Source organism: Halomonas icarae, from assembly GCF_009901955.1.
GTDB lineage: Bacteria > Pseudomonadota > Gammaproteobacteria > Pseudomonadales > Halomonadaceae > Halomonas > Halomonas icarae.
The window spans coordinates 1,963,620-1,984,323 of the sequence record NZ_WUTS01000001.1; the positions used below are offsets into that span (position 1 = coordinate 1,963,620).

18 protein-coding genes are annotated in these 20,704 nt (G+C 64.3%); 5 read left to right on the top strand and 13 right to left on the bottom strand.

What is annotated here, in order from left to right; translation table 11 throughout:
- Positions 1 to 85: 85 nt before the first annotated feature.
- The 3 genes from rhuM to GRB80_RS09015 are packed head-to-tail and all read right to left on the bottom strand — an operon-like array spanning position 86 to position 3,731.
- Positions 86 to 1,093, bottom strand: coding sequence for a virulence RhuM family protein/type II toxin-antitoxin system death-on-curing family toxin (rhuM, locus tag GRB80_RS09005; protein WP_161423340.1), 1,008 nt, complete (start codon positions 1,091 to 1,093; stop codon positions 86 to 88).
- Complete coding sequence (locus tag GRB80_RS09010) at positions 1,090 to 2,262, bottom strand: restriction endonuclease subunit S (RefSeq protein WP_161423341.1); 1,173 nt, start codon at positions 2,260 to 2,262, stop codon at positions 1,090 to 1,092. The genes rhuM and GRB80_RS09010 overlap by 4 nt, the downstream gene beginning before the upstream one ends.
- Positions 2,259 to 3,731 carry a class I SAM-dependent DNA methyltransferase gene (locus GRB80_RS09015; protein ID WP_161423342.1) on the bottom strand — a complete coding sequence of 491 codons (1,473 nt, stop codon included), beginning with the start codon at positions 3,729 to 3,731 and terminating at the stop codon, positions 2,259 to 2,261. Before GRB80_RS09015 ends, GRB80_RS09010 begins: the two co-directional genes overlap by 4 nt.
- A 199-nt stretch (positions 3,732 to 3,930) precedes the next feature.
- Between GRB80_RS09015 and argE the strand changes: the two genes are divergently transcribed.
- Positions 3,931 to 5,085, top strand: coding sequence for an acetylornithine deacetylase (gene argE, locus GRB80_RS09020; RefSeq protein ID WP_161424292.1), 1,155 nt, complete (start codon positions 3,931 to 3,933; stop codon positions 5,083 to 5,085).
- A gap of 49 nt (positions 5,086 to 5,134) precedes the next feature.
- Positions 5,135 to 5,872 carry a glutamine amidotransferase gene (locus GRB80_RS09025; RefSeq protein ID WP_161423343.1) on the top strand — a complete coding sequence of 246 codons (738 nt, stop codon included), beginning with the start codon at positions 5,135 to 5,137 and terminating at the stop codon, positions 5,870 to 5,872.
- 158 nt (positions 5,873 to 6,030) lie between these two features.
- Here GRB80_RS09025 and GRB80_RS09030 read toward each other — a convergent pair whose 3' ends face one another.
- Together GRB80_RS09030 and GRB80_RS09035 are read right to left on the bottom strand one after the other, a co-directional pair.
- Entirely contained in the window at positions 6,031 to 7,014 is a 984-nt protein-coding gene (locus GRB80_RS09030; RefSeq protein ID WP_161423344.1) for a DMT family transporter, read from the bottom strand.
- Between the two features lie 113 nt (positions 7,015 to 7,127).
- Complete coding sequence (locus GRB80_RS09035) at positions 7,128 to 8,828, bottom strand: DEAD/DEAH box helicase (RefSeq protein ID WP_161423345.1); 1,701 nt, start codon at positions 8,826 to 8,828, stop codon at positions 7,128 to 7,130.
- Between the two features lie 448 nt (positions 8,829 to 9,276).
- Between GRB80_RS09035 and GRB80_RS09040 the strand changes: the two genes are divergently transcribed.
- The gene (locus GRB80_RS09040; RefSeq protein ID WP_161423346.1) at positions 9,277 to 9,729 is read left to right on the top strand and encodes a YaiI/YqxD family protein; all 453 of its coding nucleotides are present in this window, start codon (positions 9,277 to 9,279) and stop codon (positions 9,727 to 9,729) included.
- Positions 9,730 to 9,775: 46 nt separating this feature from the next.
- Here the strand turns inward: GRB80_RS09040 and hslR are convergent, their stop codons facing one another.
- Both hslR and yrfG read right to left on the bottom strand, forming a co-directional pair.
- Positions 9,776 to 10,162, bottom strand: a complete 387-nt coding sequence (gene hslR / locus GRB80_RS09045) for a ribosome-associated heat shock protein Hsp15 (protein ID WP_161423347.1) — start codon at positions 10,160 to 10,162, stop codon at positions 9,776 to 9,778.
- 41 nt (positions 10,163 to 10,203) lie between these two features.
- On the bottom strand, positions 10,204 to 10,875 hold the full coding sequence (gene yrfG, locus GRB80_RS09050) for a GMP/IMP nucleotidase (protein WP_161423348.1): 672 nt from the start codon (positions 10,873 to 10,875) through the stop codon (positions 10,204 to 10,206).
- Between the two features lie 73 nt (positions 10,876 to 10,948).
- Between yrfG and nudE the strand changes: the two genes are divergently transcribed.
- Positions 10,949 to 11,530 carry an ADP compounds hydrolase NudE gene (gene nudE / locus GRB80_RS09055; protein ID WP_132041284.1) on the top strand — a complete coding sequence of 194 codons (582 nt, stop codon included), beginning with the start codon at positions 10,949 to 10,951 and terminating at the stop codon, positions 11,528 to 11,530.
- A 17-nt stretch (positions 11,531 to 11,547) separates the two neighbouring features.
- On the opposite strand, the gene GRB80_RS09060 is transcribed toward nudE, so the two are convergent.
- From GRB80_RS09060 to GRB80_RS09080, 5 genes are all read right to left on the bottom strand, one after another.
- The gene (locus GRB80_RS09060) at positions 11,548 to 12,633 is read right to left on the bottom strand and encodes an oxidoreductase (RefSeq protein ID WP_161423349.1); all 1,086 of its coding nucleotides are present in this window, start codon (positions 12,631 to 12,633) and stop codon (positions 11,548 to 11,550) included.
- A gap of 60 nt (positions 12,634 to 12,693) precedes the next feature.
- On the bottom strand, positions 12,694 to 14,538 hold the full coding sequence (gene ilvD, locus GRB80_RS09065) for a dihydroxy-acid dehydratase (RefSeq protein ID WP_161423350.1): 1,845 nt from the start codon (positions 14,536 to 14,538) through the stop codon (positions 12,694 to 12,696).
- Between the two features lie 99 nt (positions 14,539 to 14,637).
- The gene (locus GRB80_RS09070) at positions 14,638 to 15,198 is read right to left on the bottom strand and encodes a hypothetical protein (RefSeq protein ID WP_161423351.1); all 561 of its coding nucleotides are present in this window, start codon (positions 15,196 to 15,198) and stop codon (positions 14,638 to 14,640) included.
- A gap of 19 nt (positions 15,199 to 15,217) precedes the next feature.
- Positions 15,218 to 17,041, bottom strand: coding sequence for a TRAP transporter permease (locus tag GRB80_RS09075; protein WP_161423352.1), 1,824 nt, complete (start codon positions 17,039 to 17,041; stop codon positions 15,218 to 15,220).
- Positions 17,041 to 18,006 carry a TAXI family TRAP transporter solute-binding subunit gene (locus tag GRB80_RS09080; protein ID WP_161423353.1) on the bottom strand — a complete coding sequence of 322 codons (966 nt, stop codon included), beginning with the start codon at positions 18,004 to 18,006 and terminating at the stop codon, positions 17,041 to 17,043. The genes GRB80_RS09075 and GRB80_RS09080 overlap by 1 nt, the downstream gene beginning before the upstream one ends.
- Before the next feature lie 95 nt (positions 18,007 to 18,101).
- On the opposite strand from GRB80_RS09080, the gene GRB80_RS09085 reads away from it, so the two are divergent.
- Positions 18,102 to 18,254 carry a hypothetical protein gene (locus GRB80_RS09085; protein ID WP_161423354.1) on the top strand — a complete coding sequence of 51 codons (153 nt, stop codon included), beginning with the start codon at positions 18,102 to 18,104 and terminating at the stop codon, positions 18,252 to 18,254.
- An 8-nt stretch (positions 18,255 to 18,262) separates the two neighbouring features.
- Here GRB80_RS09085 and lon read toward each other — a convergent pair whose 3' ends face one another.
- A complete protein-coding gene (gene lon, locus GRB80_RS09090; protein WP_161423355.1) occupies positions 18,263 to 20,701 on the bottom strand; it encodes an endopeptidase La in 2,439 nt (812 codons plus the stop codon).
- Positions 20,702 to 20,704: the final 3 nt, after the last annotated feature.

Sequence of the window (20,704 nt, forward strand, 5' to 3'; positions counted from 1 at the left end):
GAGCCTTCCAGCTCGGTAACACTTCACAACATATGGGTTTCTGCCGAGCAAAGCCAGTTTAGGCATTTGCGGATCAGCCGGACCTTCAGGCGTCTGCCGGGCTGGCCAGCATGTTCATGACCAGACGCACCATGGTCGCCTTGTTGGCGGGATCGGACTCGGCGATCAGCAGCGTCAGGGCGGCGAGGCCCACGTCGTTGACCACCACCTCGCCGTGGGCATCGAGCAGGCGATCGTTGCGGTAGAGAAAGTCGACGAAGAGGTAGGCCGCACTGCGCTTGTTGCCGTCGGCGAAGGGATGGTTCTTGACCACGAAATAGAGCAGGTGCGCCGCCTTGGCCTCCACCGAGGGATAGGCCGGCTCGCCGAAGACGGTCTGGTCGAGATTGCCGAGCAGCGCCTCGAGGCCATCGCCGCGCTCCCGGGCGAACAGCTCGGTGGCCTCGCGCTTGGCGATCAGCTCGGCCTTGAGCGACGCCAGCGCCGTGCGGGCCTCTTCCAGGGTCGGCAGCCGGCCGCCGGCCTGGGCATGGGGCTCGGTCAGCAGGCCCTCATCGTAGCGCTGCAGCAGCAGGAAGGTCTGGGCGTAGCGGGTGACGATATCGACGAGCCCCCGGCCGCTGGCGGCATCCAGGGCCGGGCTGCCGGCGGTCTTGCGCACCAGCGCCATGGCGGCCTCCAGCTCGCGGGCGTTCTCCTCGAAGCGCTGACGGTTCAGGGTCCAGCCTTGGGTGAGGTGCTCGCGCAGAACCCGGGTGGCCCATATCCGGAAGCGGGTCGCCCGCGCGGAGCTGACCCGGTACCCGACCGAGATCACCGCATCCAGGCTATAGTGCTTGCGCTTGCGTTTGACCTCTCGCCGCCCCTCCTGGCGAACTTGTAAGAAATCCTTACAGGTTGCCTCCTCCTCCAGTTCGCCATCCGCGTAGACGTTCTTCAGGTGCATGGTGATGTTCTGGGGCTTGACGTCGAACAGGTCGGCCATCTGTGCCTGGGTGAGCCAGACCGTCTCATGCTCGGCATCCAGCCGCACCTCGACAGCCTGATCGGCCTCCTGGTAGATGACGATGGGCGCCTGGCCGCTGTCGCTCATGCCGTCGCCTCCTCCACCGCAGCCTCGGCTTCACTGGCCGTCAGCTCGCCGGAGAAGGCTTTCTGCAGCAGGGACTGCTTGAGCTCAGTGAGAGCGGTGAGTTTCTGCTGGTAGGTTGACTCAACTCGACTTACTTCAGCACGAATAAATGTAAGCCGCTCAACAATCTTCCATTGCTTATCCAGATCAGGGAGAGGCAGCATTAGCTTCTTACAGTCTGGCACCCTCATATGCTGCACGGTTGATCCAGAAGCAAACGAATGGATTTGACGCTGCATATAAGGCGACTGAAACGCATAAATAAGGAAGTCTGGCAAAAGCTTTTTCCGATCTGCTCGATATGAAACCAGCCGTTGGCCGAGAAAGACCTTTTCCTCAGTATCGAGAATCCCAACTTCACCCATGGGAGCCTCTCTAGTCAGTATGACATCTCCTGATATCGGGACCTGTCGACGAGTCCACTTCTCATACACCTCCTCGGTGACGTACTTTACCGCTTCCAAGTTCACAAATCCATTGCGAACATTGGTAGTGCGGATCATCTTGTACGGTGTTGGTTCATCCACCTTGGGCGCAGTTTTATTGATACAATCAATTACCGAATCGCATGCGGAGTCTATCCTAACCTCTCCATAAATATTTTTAACTTCTTCAAAAGCTTTGCCAAGAAAAGAGGTAAATAACTCATGCACATTGACGAGATTTTTTTCGGTATTGGCAACGACTGTATCGATCCCTTCGAAGGCCTCATCGAGGATGGCGACGATGCGCTTTTGCTCCTCAAGAGAAGGGACGTCGACCTCCACCTCTTTTAACAGTCGATAATGACGAGCATACCCTAAGCCGCTCAGCGGTCTACCCAGCAGATAACAGTACAAGTAGCCGGCATCAAGGAATGGCTTAGGATTGAGAATCTTGACACCATCGGCACCTACGACAAAATCAAAATCAACGAGCTTTAAGACTGTCGTATGATCACCAAAAACAATGATCGGACTATCAATGCGCACAACGTCTCTTGGATCATCCCAACGCCCATTTACCAGCCCTTTTTCTTGGGAGACGATGGGGTATAATCCAGACTGAAGAAATTTCCTCTTGGGTATTTTGGTTGCTTTTGGCGCTTTATCAAGGCACTCAGGGAGCTTTAATTTCTTCCATTGACTCATAACATCCCCCGAATCCCTTCCAGGATTTCCTCGGCCTCGCGGTCGAGCGTCTCGATCTCATTGATGATCACCTCGGGATCGCGCAGCGGCGCTGCCTCGGCCCTGTTGGGGTTCTTCACCGAGAGATCGAAGGTCTCCTGATCCAGATCATCGACGCTGACCTTCCACGAATTCTCGGAGTCAGCGAAGGTCGCCTGAAGCGACACGAACTCGGCCAGGTCATCGTCGTTCAACGGGTTGGTCTTGCCCAGGCTGCGGCCGGGGTCGAGCTGGTAGTACCAGATATCGCGGGTCGGGGCGCCCTTCTCGAAGAACAGCACCACCGTCTTCACGCCGGCGCCGAGGAAGGTGCCGCTGGGGCAGTCGAGCACGGTGTGCAGGTTGCAGTTCTCCAAGAGCTCCTGGCGCAGGGCCCTGGAGGCGTTGTCGGCGTTCGACAGGAAGGTGTTCTTGATCACCACCGCGGCACGGCCGCCGGCCTTCAGCCGCTTGATGAAGTGCTGCAGGAACAGGAAGGCGGTCTCGCCGGTCTTGATCGGGAAGTTCTGCTGGACCTCCTTGCGCTCCTTGCCGCCGAAGGGCGGGTTGGCGAGGATCACGTCGAAGCGGTCCTTCTCCTGCAGGTCGGCGAGGTTCTCGGTCAGGGTGTTGCTGTGCACCAGGTTGGGTGCCTCGATCCCGTGCAGAATCATGTTCATGATGCCGATGACGTACGGCAGGCTCTTCTTCTCCTTGCCGTAGAAGGTGTGGTGCTGCAGCGCATCGAGCTGATCGGTGGTGAGCGCACGCGGCTCGTCGCTGTTGAAGCCGTAGCGCAGGTAGTCGTGGGCCTCGCAGAGGAAGCCCGCGGACCCGGCGGCACCGTCGTAGATCCGCTCGCCGATCTCCGGCTTGATCACCTCGATCATGGCGCGGATCAGCGGGCGCGGCGTGTAGTACTCGCCGCCGTTGCGCCCGGCGTTGCCCATGTTCTTGATCTTGGCCTCATAGAGGTGCGAGAGCTCGTGCTTCTCGGCCTGGGAGCGAAACTGCAGGCTGTCGACCAGCTCCAGGGCGTCGCGCAGGCTATAGCCGCTCTGGAACTTGTTGCGCACCTCGCCGAAGATCTCGCCGATCTTGTACTCGATGGTATCGGGCCCGCTGGCGCGCTCGCGAAAGCCCTGCAGGTAGGGGAAGAGCTCGCGGTTGACGAAGTCGAGCAGGTCGTCGCCGGTCAGGGCGCGATCGCGATCGAGGTTGCCGTCACGGTCACGAGGGGCGGCCCAGCTGGACCACTGATAGGGCGTGGCGATGATGAAGTCGAAGGCCTTGCCGGCGAAGCTGGCGTTGATGGCGCGACGCTGCTCCAGGTCGTCCAGGTACTTGAGGAACAAGAGCCAGGAGGTCTGCTCGGTGTAGTCCAGCTCGGTGGCGCAGCCGGCCTCTTTCCACAGCACATCGTCGATGTTCTTGAAGGTCTGCTCGAACATGGGGAGTCGCGGTTCCTTGCGATGAGAATCGTGGGGACAATGCTACGCCGCGCCTTACGCCCGGGCCAATCGCGCAGCGCTGACGCACACCATCCAGGGGAGACGGGCAAGGAGGTACCACCTTCGGCCCGCCCGGCGGGCATGGTAATCTGTCACTGGATACAAGAAGTTGCCCCTTCGTCTAACCCAGGAGTACGCCATGACCGCCGCCGAGATGCTCGACCGCCTGGTGGGCTTCCCCACCGTGTCGCGGGATTCCAACCTGGAGCTGATCGCCTTCGTCGAGTCGCTGCTCGACGAGCACGATGTCCCCCATTGGCGAGTGGAGAGCGACGACGGCCGCAAGGCCAACCTGCTGGCGCGCATCGGCCCCAACGTGGCCGGCGGCGTGGTGCTTTCCGGCCACACCGACGTGGTGCCAGTGGACGGTCAGCCCTGGTCGACCGATCCCTTTACGCTGACCGACAAGGGCGACGGCCGACTCTACGCCCGCGGCACCTGCGACATGAAGGGCTTTATCGCCTGTGCGCTCAGCGAGGTACCGCGCTGGATGCGCCTCGAGCTGGAGAAGCCGATCTGGCTGGCGCTCTCCTATGACGAGGAGGTGGGCTGCATCGGCGCGCCACGCATGATCGAGAGGCTGATGGCCGATCACCCGCGGCCCGCGGCGGTGATCGTCGGCGAGCCGACGCTGATGCATCCGGTGGTGGCCCACAAGGGGGCCACCAATCTGCGCACCACGGTGACCGGCCGCGCCAGCCACTCCAGCCAGGTCAACCAGGGCGTGTCGGCGATCCATGTGGCGGCGCGCCTGGTGACCCATATCGAGGACGTGATGGCCGACCTCAAGGCCGAGGGTCGCATCGACGAGGCCTTCAACGTGGTTCACTCGAGCCTGCATGTGGGCAAGATCCAGGGCGGCACCGCGATCAATATCATGGCCCGGGAGTGCACCTTTGAATGGGAGATTCGCCACCTGCCATCGGACCGTTTCGAGGAACTGGTCGAGCGGGTCAACGCCTATGCCGTCGAGCTCGAGAGCGAGATGCAGAGGCGCGCCCCGGAGGCGTCCATCGTGACCGAGGCACTCAACGAGACGGTGCCCGCCCTGGCCGATGATAACAACGCCGAGGTACTGGCCCTGTGCCATGCGCTGCTCGGCGAGCGCCCCGCCGGTGCGGTGGCCTACGCCACCGAGGCGGGCCAGTTCCAGCGTCAGGGACTGCCCACGGTGATCTGTGGCCCCGGCAGCATCGCCCAGGCTCACCAGCCCGATGAGTATATCGAGCATGAGCAGCTCGAGGCAGGCGATCACTTCATGAAGGCACTGGGCGAGCGCCTGCAACGAAAGTAGAATATGGCGGAGAAATGCACCACTTCACTCCCTACTATCAGGAACCATCATGCCCCGCCTGCTGATCGTCAAGACCGGTGATAGCTTCCCCGAGGTAATCGAACACCATGGTGATTTCGAGGCGCTGTTCCAACGTACGCTGGCCCACGCCGGCTTCGAGGCCGAGGTATTCGACGCGCGCCATGAGCCGCTTCCGGAACTGAGCGGCATCGATGGTCTCTACATCACCGGCTCCCATGCCATGGTCAGCGACGCCGAGCCCTGGAGCGAAGCGCTCAAGCCGTGGCTGCTGGCCGCCCGAGAGCGCAACGTGGCCATGTTCGGTGTCTGCTATGGACATCAATTGATGGCCGCCGCCTTTGGAGGAGTGAGCGACTATCACCCCGCGGGGCGCGAATCGGGTACCCACGAGGTGACGCTGACCGAATCGGGACACGAGGATCCGTTGCTGGGCACGCTGCCGGCACACTTCCCCGTGCAGCTGACCCATGCCCAGTCGGTGCTTGAGGCACCCAGCGGTGCGGTGGTGCTGGCCCGCAACGCCCACGATGCGAACCAGGCGCTGCGTTATGGTCCGCGCCAGTGGAGCGTGCAGTTCCACCCGGAGTTTACCCCAGAGGTAATGCGCGCCTACCTCGCCCGCCAGGTCGACAAGCTGCGCGACCAGGGTGAGGATGCCAATGCCCTGATGCGTGGCGTCACTGCGACACCGGAGGCGAGTTCATTGCTGGTAAGGTTCGCCAGGACGGTGGCCAAACGCGAAGGCGCCGTAGCGGAAACCAACTGATCGCTGAGAGTTCCCGCCCGACACAGCCCTGAGCCAACATAGCCCAGACGCGCCTTCCCACAAGGTGACGACACGCGAAGGTGCGAAGAGCGCCCTTCCTTTCAGCTTCCAGCCGCGAAGCGGCGCTCTTCAAGCTTCAATCTCCCGAGGCCACCGCCTCAGTGGCGCTCACCTACCGGCGGTGCAAGATCACCGCGCTCGAGGCTCTCTTCCGCGGCCTCGTCACGCAGGCGCCGGGTGTCTGGAGCCCCCTCGGCAGCCTTGCGGCGCTGACGCAAGAGGTCACGCAGCGAACTGATCAACATGGCGGCGACGATCATGCCCCCGCCCACGAAGGCCAGCGGCGCCGGTACCTCGCCGACCCACCACCACACCAGCAGGGTGCCGACAAGGGTCTCGAGCAGCATCACCAGGCTGACCTCGGCACCGGGCAGATAGCGCGCCCCGGTCTGGATCAGGAAATAGGCCAACGGCAGCAGCATTCCCATCAACAGCAGGCGCTGCATATCATCATCGCCCGGCAGCTGGGCTCCGCCCATCAACGCCGCGGGCACCAGCATCGCCAGACATCCCAGTGGCAGCACCACGGTGGTATCCAGGCCACGCTTTCCAGCACCGGGGCGGGAGCTCGCCACGCTGGTGTTGATCGCGATGGAAACAGGGATGATCAGCGCCACCGCCAGCCCCAGCAGACTCCCCTGCCCCACCTCACCGGCGGCCATCAGGCTGGCACCGGCAATACATACCATGATCACCACCCAGGTCTGGCGGCGCAACCGCTGCCCGAAGAACAACATCCCGATCATGCCTGCCGCCAATGGCGCCAGATTGAGCATGACCAACACATTGCCCGCCGAGGTCAGGCGGGTTGCCACCACGAAGGCCCAGGCGCTGGCGGCAAAGGCAAGCGGGCACCATAACGCCGCGGGACCGCAGGCACGCACCGCCTGACCCAGGCGCTCGCGGTAGCGTGCGGTGGCGATCAGCAGCAGCACCACACCCAGCATCAGCCCGCGCCAGAACATGAAGGTGGCCACATCTACCGAAGTGTCCTTGATCAGCAGCGCATCCGGCGAGAGCAGCAGCACACCGCTCATGGTGATCAGATAGCCGCGCAGGCGAAACGGCAAACGCTTCCACATGAATGCATCCTCCCGATGCTCGGAGTTATCGAGTTCACTAACGACGACAGGCCGGAGCTGGGCTCCGACCTGTCGTAAGGTGGAATGCCGCCCTGCGGGCGGCAGTCGAGGCGTTACGCGCGCGACTGGCGGCGAATCGGCGCCTGGCCATCATCGTTGCGACGGCGCGGGGCACGCTCGGGAGTGCCACGATCCTCGCTGATCTCCAGCGGGCGGCCGGCGACACGAGCACGCGCCATCTTGGCCAGGATGCTGGACGGCAGCGAGCTGGGCAGCTCGACCACGGAGAAGGCGTTGCGGATGTCGATGCGCCCGATACGCGCGCCTTCGATACCGCCTTCGTTGGCCAGGGCACCGACCAGCTGGCCGGGTTTGACGCCGTCCTTGTGACCCACGGCGACACGATAGCGGGTCATCCCCTCGCTGGGCGCACGATCACGCGGCCCACGGCCCGGCTTGGCATCGCGCGGGGCACGCTCCTTGCGGGGCGCTTGCAGGCGACCGATGGGCGCCTCGTCGGCACGCGCCAGACGGGCGAAGGCACAGGCCAGCTCGACGGGGTCGTAACCCTCACCGACCAAGCGCTCGACCAAAGCCTGCTGCTCCTCGGCACCAGCGGTCAGGGCGGCAATCACCTTCTGATGGAACGCCTCGTCGCGGTGCGCGCGAATGACCGCCTCGTCAGGCACCGCCATCTCGCTCATCTTCTGGCCGGTGGCCTGCTCGATCCAGCCCACCTTGCGGCCTTCACGGAAACCGACGAAGGTGATCGAGGTACCGGTACGCCCGGCACGGCCGGTACGGCCGATGCGGTGGGTGTAGGCCTCGGAATCCTGGGGCAGATCGTAGTTGAAGACGTGGGTGATACGCGGCACATCGAGGCCACGGGCGGCGACATCGGTGGCGATCAGCACGTCGACCTTGCCGCGCTTGAGACGCTGAATGGTGCGCTCGCGCAGGCTCTGGTCCAGATCTCCCGAGAGGCTGGCCACATTGAGGCCGCGGGCGGAGAGCTGCTCGGTCAGGGTGGTACAGGCGGCACGGGTACGCACGAAAACGATCGCACCGTCGACCGGCTCCACCTCGAGGATGCGAGAGAGCGCCTCCAGCTTGGCACCGCCGTCGACCCGCACCAGGTGCTGCTCGATATTCTCTCCGGTGGTGGTACGCGACTCGATGGCGACCTTGACCGGATCCACCAGATAGCGGTTGACGATACGCTCGATCTCGGCGGGCAGGGTCGCGGAGAAGAACACCCGCTGGGCTTCCTTGGGGGTGTCGGCCACCACACGCTTGACGTCATCGATGAAGCCCATGCGCAGCATCTCGTCGGCCTCGTCCAGCACCAGGGCGCTGAGACCATCAAGCTTGAGGCTGCCGCGATCCAGGTGATCGATGATCCGCCCCGGGGTGCCCACAACGACCTGGGCGCCACGCCGCAGCGCGCCCAGCTGCTCGCGATACTCCTGGCCGCCACACAGGGTAGCCACTTCCAGGCCCTGAAGGTTCTGTCCATAGCGGCTGAAGGAGACGGCAACCTGCTGTGCCAGCTCGCGGGTCGGCGCCATGACCAGCACCTGCGGCTCACGGCGAGTCAGCTCGAGTCGCGAGAGCAGCGGCAGAGCGAAGGCCGCGGTCTTGCCGGTACCGGTCTGGGCCTGACCCAGCATGTCGCGCCCTTCCAGCAGAGCCGGAATGGTCTCCATCTGGATCGGCGATGGGGTCTGGTAGCCCAGGGTCTCGACGGCAGAGAGAACAGCAGGCAGCAGGGCAAGATCACCGAAGTTCGGCGAGGCGACGGAAGAAGAGGTCATTGATCACACCTTGGTAAGCCGGGATCACCGGCGTAAATTCATTGGCGTCCCTGACGCGAGCGAAAAGCGGTCAGGCGCGCTGCGGCCAGTCATGGCAGTCAGCACGGGACATCGGAGTCGGGGACGCCGGTCGCACCTGGCATCGGGTCAGCGCCATCGTCGATGGCAGTGAGCCCCTGTGGCGACCGTTTGCGCCGATCACGCCAGAACGGCGGAATCTCGGTTGGCGCTCCATCTACACAATTCGAACGCTTGCGGCATACAGCGATGGTCGCTGGGCCTGGCGTTGCGGCGCCCATCTTCTGTTCGGTCGATGACCGTCAGCGATGGCGTCGTACATGATGGTGGGGTCAGCACATGCGAGGAGGGCGCATGCTACCATCGTCGACCTAGCCTGGCCAGTCTTTTTGGTCTTTCTCTTTATGTGCTGCTCAACCGAGGAGATATCATGCCCAGTCTATGGGTCGATGCCGATGCCTGCCCCAGGGTGGCTCGCGAGATCATCGTGCGTGCCGCCGAGCGAACCGCCACGCCGACCTGGTTCGTGGCCAACCATGCCATACCCCTACCCCGCTCACCGGTCGTCAAGGCGCTGGCCGTCAGCCACGGCTTCGATGCCGCCGATGACGAGATCGTCGAGCGCCTGGCGGCCAACGATCTGGTGATCACCTCGGACCTGCCGCTGGCCATGGAGGCCATCGAGCGCGGTGCGAAGGTAATGACCACCCGTGGCGAGACACTCGACGCCAATAACATCCGCGCGCGAGTGCAGATGAGGGATTTCATGGAGACCCTACGCGCCAGCGGCGAGCATACCGGCGGCCCCAAGGGGTACTCCGACAGCGACCGTCGAGAGTTTGCCAATGCGCTGGACAGATGGCTGGCCAAGGCGCACCGGTAATCCCTTTCGATATCCAGGTCGCCAGTCGCGAGGCGGAGCCTCCCTCTTAATCCCCCTGATTGCGCTGGAAGCGCTGGATCTCGCGACGCTGCTTCTTGTCCGGGCGCTTGAGGGGGTGCTGCATGACCTGATTGGTCAGCCGGCGCGCCTCGGCCTCCTGCTCACGGCGGCGGGCACTCTCCTCGGTCTCGCGATAGAGTTCGCGTGCTTCGGGGGCGCCGCGCCGCTGGTCGGAGAGCGCCATCACCTCCACCTCCCAGATATCCCAGCCCTGGGGCACGCGTACGATGGCGCCGACCTCGACGTTCTTGCTGGTCTTGGCCCGACCTCCGTTGTAGTGCACCTTGCCACCCTCGATGGCCTTCTTGGCCAGGCCGCGGGTCTTGAAGAAACGTGCCGCCCATAGCCACTTGTCGAGCCTGACACTATCCATGGGGAATCCTCCTAGCTGTCGGCCACGAGCCCACCCTCCGTTCAAGGGGTCAGGGGCGGCTCGTTGCCAGGCAGAATGGTCGCGAAGGTGTCCAGGGTAATGAATTCCTCCAGCTCGCGTTCGGGCCGCTGACTGTTGGGCTGCTTGATGCCCAACAGATGACGAATGCCGAACTGCCGGGCGCTCTCCAGTACCCGTGGGTTGTCGTCGATGAACAGGGTGCGGGCCGGCACGAAGGGCTCGACCTCCTGCAGGCGCGTCCAGAACACCTGCTCCTCCTTGGGCGCACCGAAGTCGGCCGAGGAGACGATGGCATCCAGGTAGGGCTCAAGACCGGTAAGCGGCAGCTTGAGTGCCAGACTGGCGCGGTCGGCGTTGGTGGCCAGCACGACCCGGGGGTGAGCCTGCTTGAGCCACCTGAGGAAGTCCAGGGCATCGCTGCGCAGGCCGATCAGGTGTTGAATCTCGCGCTTGAGGGCGACCACATCGACGTCGAGCTCGCGGCTCCAGTAGTCGAGGCTGTACCAGTTGAGTGTCCCCTGCTCGCCAATGACCTTCGCGCGCACCCTCTCCTGGGTGGCTTCATCGAGTTGATGCAGCTCCACATAGCGACGCGGCAGATGCTCGAGCCAGAAGTGGCTGTCGAAGTGCAGGTCCAACAGGGTGCCGTCCATGTCCAGCAGAACGGTATCGATGGCGCGCCAGTCAATCATAAGAGGTCCGGGTCGTGGCTTGCGGGAGGTGATATGGTAGCAGGCAAGTTCCTACCCAGAAACGGAGCCACCGATGACTTCGCCCGACTGGCCGCAGAAGCCCGCCATCCTCGACCGCCGCTCGGAGGCCAAGAGCCGCCTCTTCCATGTCGAATCGCTCGATCTGCGCTTCTCCAATGGCGAGGAGCGCACCTTCGAGCGTCTGACCGGCAGCGACAGTGGGGCCGTGATGATCGTGGCCATGCCCGATCCCGAACACGTGCTGCTGATCCGCGAGTATGCCGCCGGCTTCGAGGAGTATGTGCTGACCCTGCCCAAGGGACTGGTCGACCCGGGTGAGGATATCATCAGTGCCGGCAACCGCGAGCTGATGGAGGAGTGCGGCTTCGGTGCACGACGCATCGAACCGCTGGTGGAGCTGTCACTGGCCCCCAACTACATGCGCCATCGCATGCAGGTGCTGCTGGCCACGGATCTCTATCCCAAGCGCCTCCCCGGTGACGAACCCGAACCGTTGATCGTGGAGACCCACGCCCTCGAGGAGCTGCCCGCCCTGCTGGCCCGGGAGGACTTCCATGAGGCCCGTGCCATCGCGGCGCTCTATATCGCCCGGGATCGCCTGCGTAGCGAGGCAGAGGGCGGCGCGATCTGGTAGCCCGCCGATGAGGCGACTCAGCGGCGATGCAGGCGCTGACGCAACTGGCTGTTGCCCTCCTTGAGCCGCAGCCAGCGCGCCTGCCGATAGCTGTCCAGCCCCACCTCCAGCAGCTCCATGACCTGCAAGGCGCTCTCCAGCGAAACGGGCGGTGGCCCGCCATGCAACAGCATCTCCACTACCCCGGCGTAGAAGGCCGGGTAGTCCCCCGGCAGGTTGAGGTGCTGCTGCACCTCTGGCACATCCTCTTCATCGGCCACCAGGCTCAGCTGCCCCGGCTCGGGATCCACGCCCATGCCAGGCATGACCGCCAGTGACGCCTGCAGGTGGGCCTCCTGAGGATCCTGACCAAACTTCACGTAGCTGCCACGGGTACCGTGCACGCGGAAACGCGGGGTAGGGTCGGCCACCAGCGAACTCGCCAGCAGGCTGACCCGTAGTCCGTCGTACTCCAGCAGGCAGTGGAAGTCATCATCCACTTCGGCGCCGTCACGCACCGTGGCCAGCTCCAACAGGATCGCCCGCGGCATGCCGAACAGCTGCACCACCTGATCGAGCAGGTGTGGCCCGAGGTCATACCAGATCCCTGCGCCCGGTCGATGATTATCACGCCAGCGCTCCGTCACCGTGGGCCGGAAACGATCGAAGCGAGACTCCAGCGATACCACTCGCCCCAGGCTGCCCGCATCAATCAGCTCCTTGAGCGTCAGGAAATCGCTGTCCCAGCGGCGGTTATGAAAGACGCTCAGGCTTCGGTCAGCGTTGTCAGCTTGGGCGCGCAACATTCGCGCCTCGGAGAGCGTCACCGCAAAGGGCTTGTCCACCACCACATGCTTGCCCGCCGCCAGGGCGGCCTTGACCAGGGGGTAATGAGTATCGTTGGGAGTGGCGATGACCACCAGATCGATGTCACGCCGATCGAACAGCGCCGCCGCCTTGGGCAGCACTTCCATCCCTGGCAGGTCGGCATGAACCCTGTCGGCATCCGAGCTGACCACGGCGGCCAGCTGCATGCCCTCGGTGGCATTGATCAAGGGGGCGTGGAACACCTGGCCCGCCAGGCCATACCCGACCAGCCCGACGCCGAGCGTTAAGGTCTTCATCGCAGCTCTCCTCGCTGGAAACGCGACGCCCCGGCCGTGGCCGGGGCGTCGTGGGGTGGTTCAGTCGAGCTTGCTCAGATCGCGTACCGCGCCCTTGTCGGCGGAGGTGGCGAGCAGTGCATAGGCCTTGAGCGCCGCGGAGACCTTGCGGTCGCGCTGGATAACCGGCTTCCAGGCATCATTGCCTTTCGCCTCCATGGCCGCACGGCGACTGGCCAGCTCCTCATCGCTGAGCTTGACGTTGATCGCACGGTTGGGAATATCGATCTGGATGATATCCCCCTGCTCGACCAGGCCAATGGCACCGCCGGCGGCAGCTTCCGGTGAGACATGCCCGATGGAGAGCCCCGAGGTACCCCCGGAGAAACGGCCATCGGTAAGCAGCGCGCACGCCTTGCCGAGTCCCTTGGACTTGAGATAAGAGGTCGGGTAGAGCATCTCCTGCATGCCGGGACCGCCCTTGGGGCCTTCGTAGCGGATGACGACCACATCGCCCTCCCTCACCCGGCCGGCGAGGATATGCTCCACCGCCTGATCCTGGGACTCCACCACATGGGCCGGCCCCTCGAAGACCAGGATCGACTCGTCGACCCCGGCGGTCTTCACCACGCAGCCGTCGACGGCGATATTGCCCTTGAGAACGGCCAGACCACCCTCTCGGGAGAAGGCATGCTCGAGGTCGCGGATACAGCCGGTGGCGCGGTCGCCGTCGAGGCTCGGCCAGCGAGCGCTCTGCGAGAAGGCCACCTGGGTTGGCACACCGCCGGGGCCGGCGCGATAGAACTCCACCACCTCGGGGCTCGGCGAGCGCATGATGTCCCACTCCTCGAGCGCCTCGGCTAGGCTATCGCCATAGACGGTAGGCACGCGGGTATCCAGCACCCCGGCGCGGTCGAGCTCGCCGAGGATGGCCATGATGCCACCGGCCCGGTGCACGTCCTCGATATGGTACTTCTGGGTATTGGGCGCCACCTTGCACAGCTGCGGCACCTCCCGCGACAGACGGTCGATATCCGTCATGTCGAAGTCGATCTCGGCCTCCTGGGCGGCGGCCAGCAGGTGCAGGATGGTGTTGGTGGAGCCACCCATGGCGATATCCAGGGTCATGGCGTTCCTGAACGCCGCCTTGGCGCCGATGGCACGGGGCAGCAGGTGCGCCTCGTCGCCCTCGTAATAGCGCTTGGCCAGCTCGACGATGCGGTGACCGGCGCTCTCGAACAGGCGACGACGGTCGGCATGGGTGGCCACCACGGTCCCGTTGCCCGGCAGCGCCAGCCCCAAGGCCTCCATCAGGCAGTTCATGGAGTTGGCGGTAAACATGCCGGAGCAGGAGCCGCAGGTGGGACAGGCACTGCGCTCCACCTCGGCCAGGGTCTCGTCATCGACGCTATCGTCGGCAGCCATCACCATGGCGTCGACCAGGTCCAGGCCATGGTCGAGCAGCTTGGTCTTGCCGGCCTCCATGGGCCCGCCGGAGACGAAGATCACCGGCACGTTGAGGCGCATGGCGGCCATCAGCATTCCCGGGGTGATCTTGTCGCAGTTGGAGATGCACACCAGGGCATCGGCACAGTGGGCGTTGACCATGTACTCGACGCTGTCGGCGATCAGGTCGCGGCTCGGCAGCGAGTAGAGCATGCCGTCGTGGCCCATGGCGATGCCGTCGTCCACGGCGATGGTGTTGAACTCCTTGGCCACCCCGCCGGCCTTCTCGATCTCGCGGGCCACCAGCTGTCCCATGTCCTTCAGGTGCACATGCCCCGGCACGAACTGGGTGAAGGAGTTGGCCACGGCGATGATCGGCTTGTGGAAGTCGTCGTCCTTCATGCCGGTGGCACGCCACAGGGCGCGGGCGCCGGCCATGTTGCGGCCGGCGGTGGTGGTGCGGGAACGATACTCGGGCATGGTGTTCTCTTCTCTTCTTTCAGCGGCCGCCTGTGCCGGCGGCTCGGTGTCCAGGTCAGCCGACGATTTTGGCACGCGGCCGGCCATCAGGCCAGTGACTCAGGCAATGACCAGCGGGTGGTTGTCGGGCAGTGGCCGCGTGCCGTAGAGCACCCAGACATCCAGCGCAGGACCCAGCTCCTCCACCAGGCGCAGCGCTTGGGAATGCCGCTCCAGCGTCTCGCGTGAACAGATGCCGGCATCGATCTCTCCCGCCAGCAACGCATCGGCTACATCCACGATGGTGGCGTAGTCGCGCTGCTCGGTGAAGGTGGAAAGATCCGTGTAGTGACGCGTGGCCGGCTGGAGCCCGATCGACACCGGGGCGGCCACCTCCGCGCGCGCCAGCAGCGCCAGTGGCTGGCTGCCGGCAATGAAGGTATCCACCGGAAAGGCACGATGCATGGTACGCCCCACGCAGTCGGCATGGCTGAAGTGGGCGCTACACTGCAGCACCCGGTCGACGCGACCGTCCAGCAGGGCATCGAAGGCCTCCGGAAAGGCCTCGAAGAGAGACACTTCGACATCGGCGTCCCTCGCGAGCATGCCATGCTTGTCGAGATAGCGCCCAAGCACCAGCGCATGGTTGCTGCCCTCGGGGCCCAGGGTGGCGAAACGCATCCCAATCTCCTTGAACACGCTAGATCATGAACACGATGACCGCTCCGGCCATCACCAGCAGCAGCCGCACTCCTACCCCCCGGCGTGCGATCACACCATAGGAGATGGCCGCCAGGCCTACGCCGATCTTGAGCATGTCGAACACCGCCGCCCCAGGGGCGGACGCCAGCCGGATCACTTCGGGGTTGGCCACCATGGCCAGTGGAATCAGATAGAGCCCGATGCCCAGCGACATGGCCTTGAAGGCTACCCTGAGCCAGCTCTCCCCGACCATGCCGGCGGCGATAAAGACCCCGCCACAGACCGGCGGCGTGATGGTCGAGAGCAGCGCGAACCAGAACACGAAGAGATGCGCCAGCAACGGCTCGAGCCCCAGCGAGATCAACGCCGGACCGGCAACAGAGACACAGATCACATAGGCCGCCGTGGTAGGCACCTCCATGCCCAGCACCAGACAGGCCAGGGCGGTCAGCAGCAGCGCCGGCCACAGCATGTCGTTGGAGAGGGCCAGGATCCCCGAGGTGATCTTGACCCCCAGCCCGGTCATCGCCAGCACGCCGATCACCAGCGATGCGCAGATGATAATGGAGCCGATCACCGCCACCTGACGGCCCGCCGTGACCAGCGCCTCCGCCAGCCGAGCGGCGAAACCTCGCAGCGAGAAGCTCAGGGAGGCGTCGAGGAAGAGCAGCGCCAGGCCGGCGAAGATCGCCAGGCTGGCCGCGTACTGGGGCGTGTAGCCACCCACGAAGATGCGCTCCAGCAGGGTCACGAAGGGGACGGCGAAGAACAGCGAGGTGATCAATACCTCGCGTCCCGAGGGACGGTCCTTCTCGGCCAGCGGCTTGAGGTCGTGACGTGTCGCGTAGGCGTTGATGCCCACCCACACGGTGGCGAAGTAGAGAATCGCCGGCAGCATCGCCGCCGCCATGATCTGGGTATAGGGCGTACCGGTGAGCTCCACCATCACGAAGGCCCCGGCCCCCATCAACGGCGGCATGATCTGCCCTCCGGAAGAGGCGACCGCCTCCACCCCGCCCGCCAGGGAGCGGGGATAGCCCAGACGCACCATGCCGGGAATGGTGATGGCCCCGGTCGAGGCCACATTGGCCGAGGCCGAGCCGGAGATCGACCCCATCAGGGCCGAGGAGATCACCGACACCTTGGCGGCTCCCCCGGTCAGGCGACCCGCCATGGCACCGGCAAGATTCATGAAGCCTCGCCCCGCCTCGCCGGCATTGAGCACCGCGCCGAAGATCACGAAGATGGCCACCACGCCGACGCTGACCCCGGTCAGCGACCCCCACAGCCCCCCTTCGGAGATGGTCAGGGTGCCCATGAAGCTCGGCAGCGGCATCCCGGGATGCCCGAACTGGCCGGGTATCAGATCACCGAACAGCCCATAGCAAAGCGCCACGAGTGCGACCAGCGGCAATGGCCAGCCGATGGCACGGCGCGCCGCCTCCAGGGCCAGCAGCACCAGGAAGGCACCGATGGCCATCTGCAAGGGGGTGTCGATAAACCCGTACTGCTGCAACAGGGCATCATGATTGATGACGATAAACCCGCAGGCCGCCATCCCCAGCCCGGTCAACACCCAGCCGCTGACACGCTCGAAGGGCGTGCGTGCCATGAAGATCAGGATCCAGGGCAGCGCCAGGGCCATATGGATCGGCCGACTGATAAGCGCCGGCGCCAGCCCATAGAAGATCAGCCCCAGATGAAAGATGACGCTGATGGCCCCGAGGCCCACCCAGGCCGGGGACGGACGAGCCGACGTGACATCGCCGGCCACGGCCGGCGATGGAGTTGATGGAGGGGTTGATGAATGAGTCTGTGACATCAGCGCAGCTCGTCGGGGATCTCGATACCGGCCTCGTCGTAGTAGCGCAGAGCCCCCGGGTGGAGGGTGCCGACGATATTGCCCACCATGTCGTGAGTGATGCTGCCCCACCAGGCGGCCTCCTCCGCCATCGCATCGCGGCGCTCCCAGAAGGTACGGGTCAAGGCGTAGGCGGTATCGTCGTCCATGGCGCTGGTGGTGTAGGCAATGACCGGCAGCGAGGTCGTCTCCACATCCTCATCGACCCCGGCATAGGTGCCAGCCGGAATGGTTTGGCGCGCCGCTCCGGTCGCTTCGATCTGCTCATCGGTCAGGCTGACCAGGCTGACCGGCATGCTGGCTGCCGTCTCGATGACGTTGGGGGTGGGAAAGGAGCTGGCGGTAACGAAGGCGTCGATCTGACCATTCTTCAGGGCGTCCGGGCCGCTGCCGATGCTGGCATTGGCAATCTCCACCTTGTCGATCAACTCGAACAGCTCCAGATAGCGCTGGGCCTCGCGAGCCCCGAAGGTACCCTGGCCAATCAGGATCTCCTTGCCCTCCAGGGCATCGAGAGCCACCACTCCTTCATCACCGGCCAGCACGAAGTGCATGGTGATGGCCGGAATCGGGAACAGACCGCGAATTTCCGCGAAGCGTGGGTTCTGTCGCTCGGCAAAGGGACCGGTCCCCTCGAGGGCACGCGTCACCAGCCCCGGCGGTGTGGTGAACACATAGTTGCCCTGACGCGCCATCACCTCCATGACGTTCTGTACCGAGCCCTGGCTCTCCTCGAGGGTCACCACCACCTCACCATCGGTGCCCTCGCGAATGGCCTCGGCCAGCTCGACCCCCATCTGGTAATAGGCGGTACCGGCGGAGGCCGACTTGTAGGTCACGCGGGTCTCGGCCTGGGCCTGGAGGGCCATGGCGCCCATCAGGATCGCCGTGGTGGAGGCCAGCAGGGTGCGGGTAAAGCGGGGCATCGTTATCTCCCAGGGTGTCCAGTATTGATCATGTTATGACTGTGTACTTCAGCAATCACTATAATGCCGTTCGCCCACTCGAGGAACCATCTCCCATGCCGAAACACCGTGTTGCCCTGCTGGGTGCCGCCGGCGGCATCGGCGACGCGGTTACCATGAATAACCCCGGAATCGGTACCGCTACCGTTTCCGGGGTTTCCTGGGGGTTATCACTTACTGCCCCCGGCGAAGTTGGCTCCGCCGCTTAGCCGAAGAGTTAGCCAAAGACCACCCTGGCCACATCCTGGTAGCGCTTGGCGAAGTGCACCGTGACGCCCTCCTTGAGGTGCTCGGGCAGCTCGTCATAGTCACGGCGGTTGGCATCGGGCAGGATCACCTCGAAGATGCCGCTGCGCCGGGCGGCAATCACCTTCTCACGGATCCCCCCTACCGGCAGCACATGCCCGGTCAGCGTCAGCTCGCCGGTCATCGCCAGATTGCGGTCGATGGCCTGATGCCTGGCCAGCGACAGCAGCGCGGTGGTCATGGTCACCCCCGCCGAGGGACCATCCTTGGGCGTGGCACCTTCCGGCACATGCAGGTGGACGAATGCCGAGTCGAAGAAGTCGGCATCGGCGCCATACTCGGCCAGGTGGCCCAGCACGTAGCTGTAGGCGATATTGGCCGACTCCTGCATCACGTCACCGAGCTTGCCGGTCAACTTGAAACCGCGATCCAGGGCGTGAACCTTGCCCGCCTCGATGGGCAGGGTAGCACCGCCCATGGAGGTCCAGGCCAGGCCGGTGACCACCCCCTCGCCGTCGAGCACCTGCTCCTTGCGAAACAGCGGCGCGCCCAGATACTCCTCGAGGTTCTTGACCGATACCTTGACCGTCTGTTGATCACTTTCCAGCAGCTTGACCGCCGCCTTGCGCACGATGCGGTGCAGCTGCTTCTCGAGCTGGCGTACTCCGGCCTCCCGTGCATAGCCCTCGATCACCTGGCGCAGCGCCGCCGCGGTGAGGTTGATACGCTTCTTGGGGATGTTGTTGCGCTTGAGCAGCTTCGGCCACAGATGGTTTCTGGCGATGGCCACCTTCTCCTCGGCGATATAGCCGGAGAGGCGAATCTGCTCCATGCGGTCGAGCAGCGCCGACGGAATCGAGTCCGGCGTATTGGCGGTGCAGACGAAGAGCACCTTGGAGAGGTCCAGGCGAACATCCAGGTAGTGGTCGAGAAAGTCGATATTCTGCTCCGGATCAAGCACCTCGAGCAGCGCCGAGGCAGGATCACCCTGGAAGGACTGACCCATCTTGTCGATCTCGTCGAGCATGATCACCGGATTCTCGACCTCGACCTCCTTGAGGGCCTGGGCCAGCTTGCCGGGCATGGCGCCGACATAGGTCCGCCGATGTCCCTTGATCTCCGCCTCGTCGCGCATGCCACCAACCGAGAAGCGGTAGAACTCGCGCCCCAGGGCCTCGGCGATGGAGCGACCGACGGAGGTCTTGCCCACCCCGGGCGGGCCCACGAGGAGCACGATGGAGCCACCGACATCCCCCTTGAAGGTACCCTCGGCGAGGAACTCGACAATCCGTTCCTTGACGTCGGCCAGACCGTCGTGGTCGCGATCCAGCACCTGGCGTGCATGGGCGAGGTCGAGCTGGTCCTGGCTGCGCACCCCCCACGGCATGCTGGTCAGCCAGTCGAGATAGTTGCGGGTGGTGCCATATTCCGGCGAGCCGGTCTCGAGCATGGTCAGCTTGTCGAGCTCCTCCTCGATGCGGGTCAGCACCTTGGGCGGCACCACCAGGCTCTCCAGCCGTTCGCGAAAGGTGTCGACGTCGCTTTCGCGGTCATCCTTGGAGATACCCAGCTCCCGCTGGATCACCTTGAGCTGCTCGCGCAGGAAGAACTCGCGCTGGCGCTCCTGCATCTGGGCGTTGACCTGGTCGCTGATCTCGCTCTGCAGCTGGGCGACCTCGATCTCCTTGCGCAGCAGTGGCAGCACCTTCTGCATGCGGGAAAGCACCGGGAGGGTCGCCAGCACGTCCTGGAGTTCATGCCCCTTGGCCGAGGTGATGGCGGCGGCGAAATCGGTGAGAGGGCCCGGTTCGTGGGGGCTGAAACGATTGAGGTAGTGCTTGAGCTCCTCGCCATAGAGCGGGTTGATCGGCAGCAGCTCCTTGATGCCATTGATCAGCGACATGGCGTAGGCGCGTGCCTCGTCGGCCTCGGCATCCACCGGCTCTCGCGGGTAGCTCACCTCCACCAGATAGGGCGGTTCCCGGGAAATCCAGCGCTGGATCCTGAAGCGCTGCAGACCCTGGGCGATGAACTGCAGCTGATCCTCCTCGCCCTGCAGCTTGTGCATCTTGACCGCGGTGCCGATCTCGGGGAAGTCACCATCGCCCATTCCTTCCGAGGCGCCTTCGCCAACGAAGGCGAGGCCTACAGTGTGGTGAGGGGTCTTGGCGACACGCTCGATCGTTTCATCCCAGCGCTCGCGGTTGATGACCAGCGGCTGCACCTGCGCGGGAAAGAAGGGTCGGTTATGAATGGGTAGCAGATAGATGCGCTCGGGCAATGCCTCGCGGGCCGGCACGACGGAATGCTTGCTGTCACCCTGCGTTTCACCGAGGTCGAGATCCTCGCCCTGGCCGTGGTGAATCCACTCCGGCTCATCCGTATCGTGGCGGTCCTGTTCATCGCTCATGGT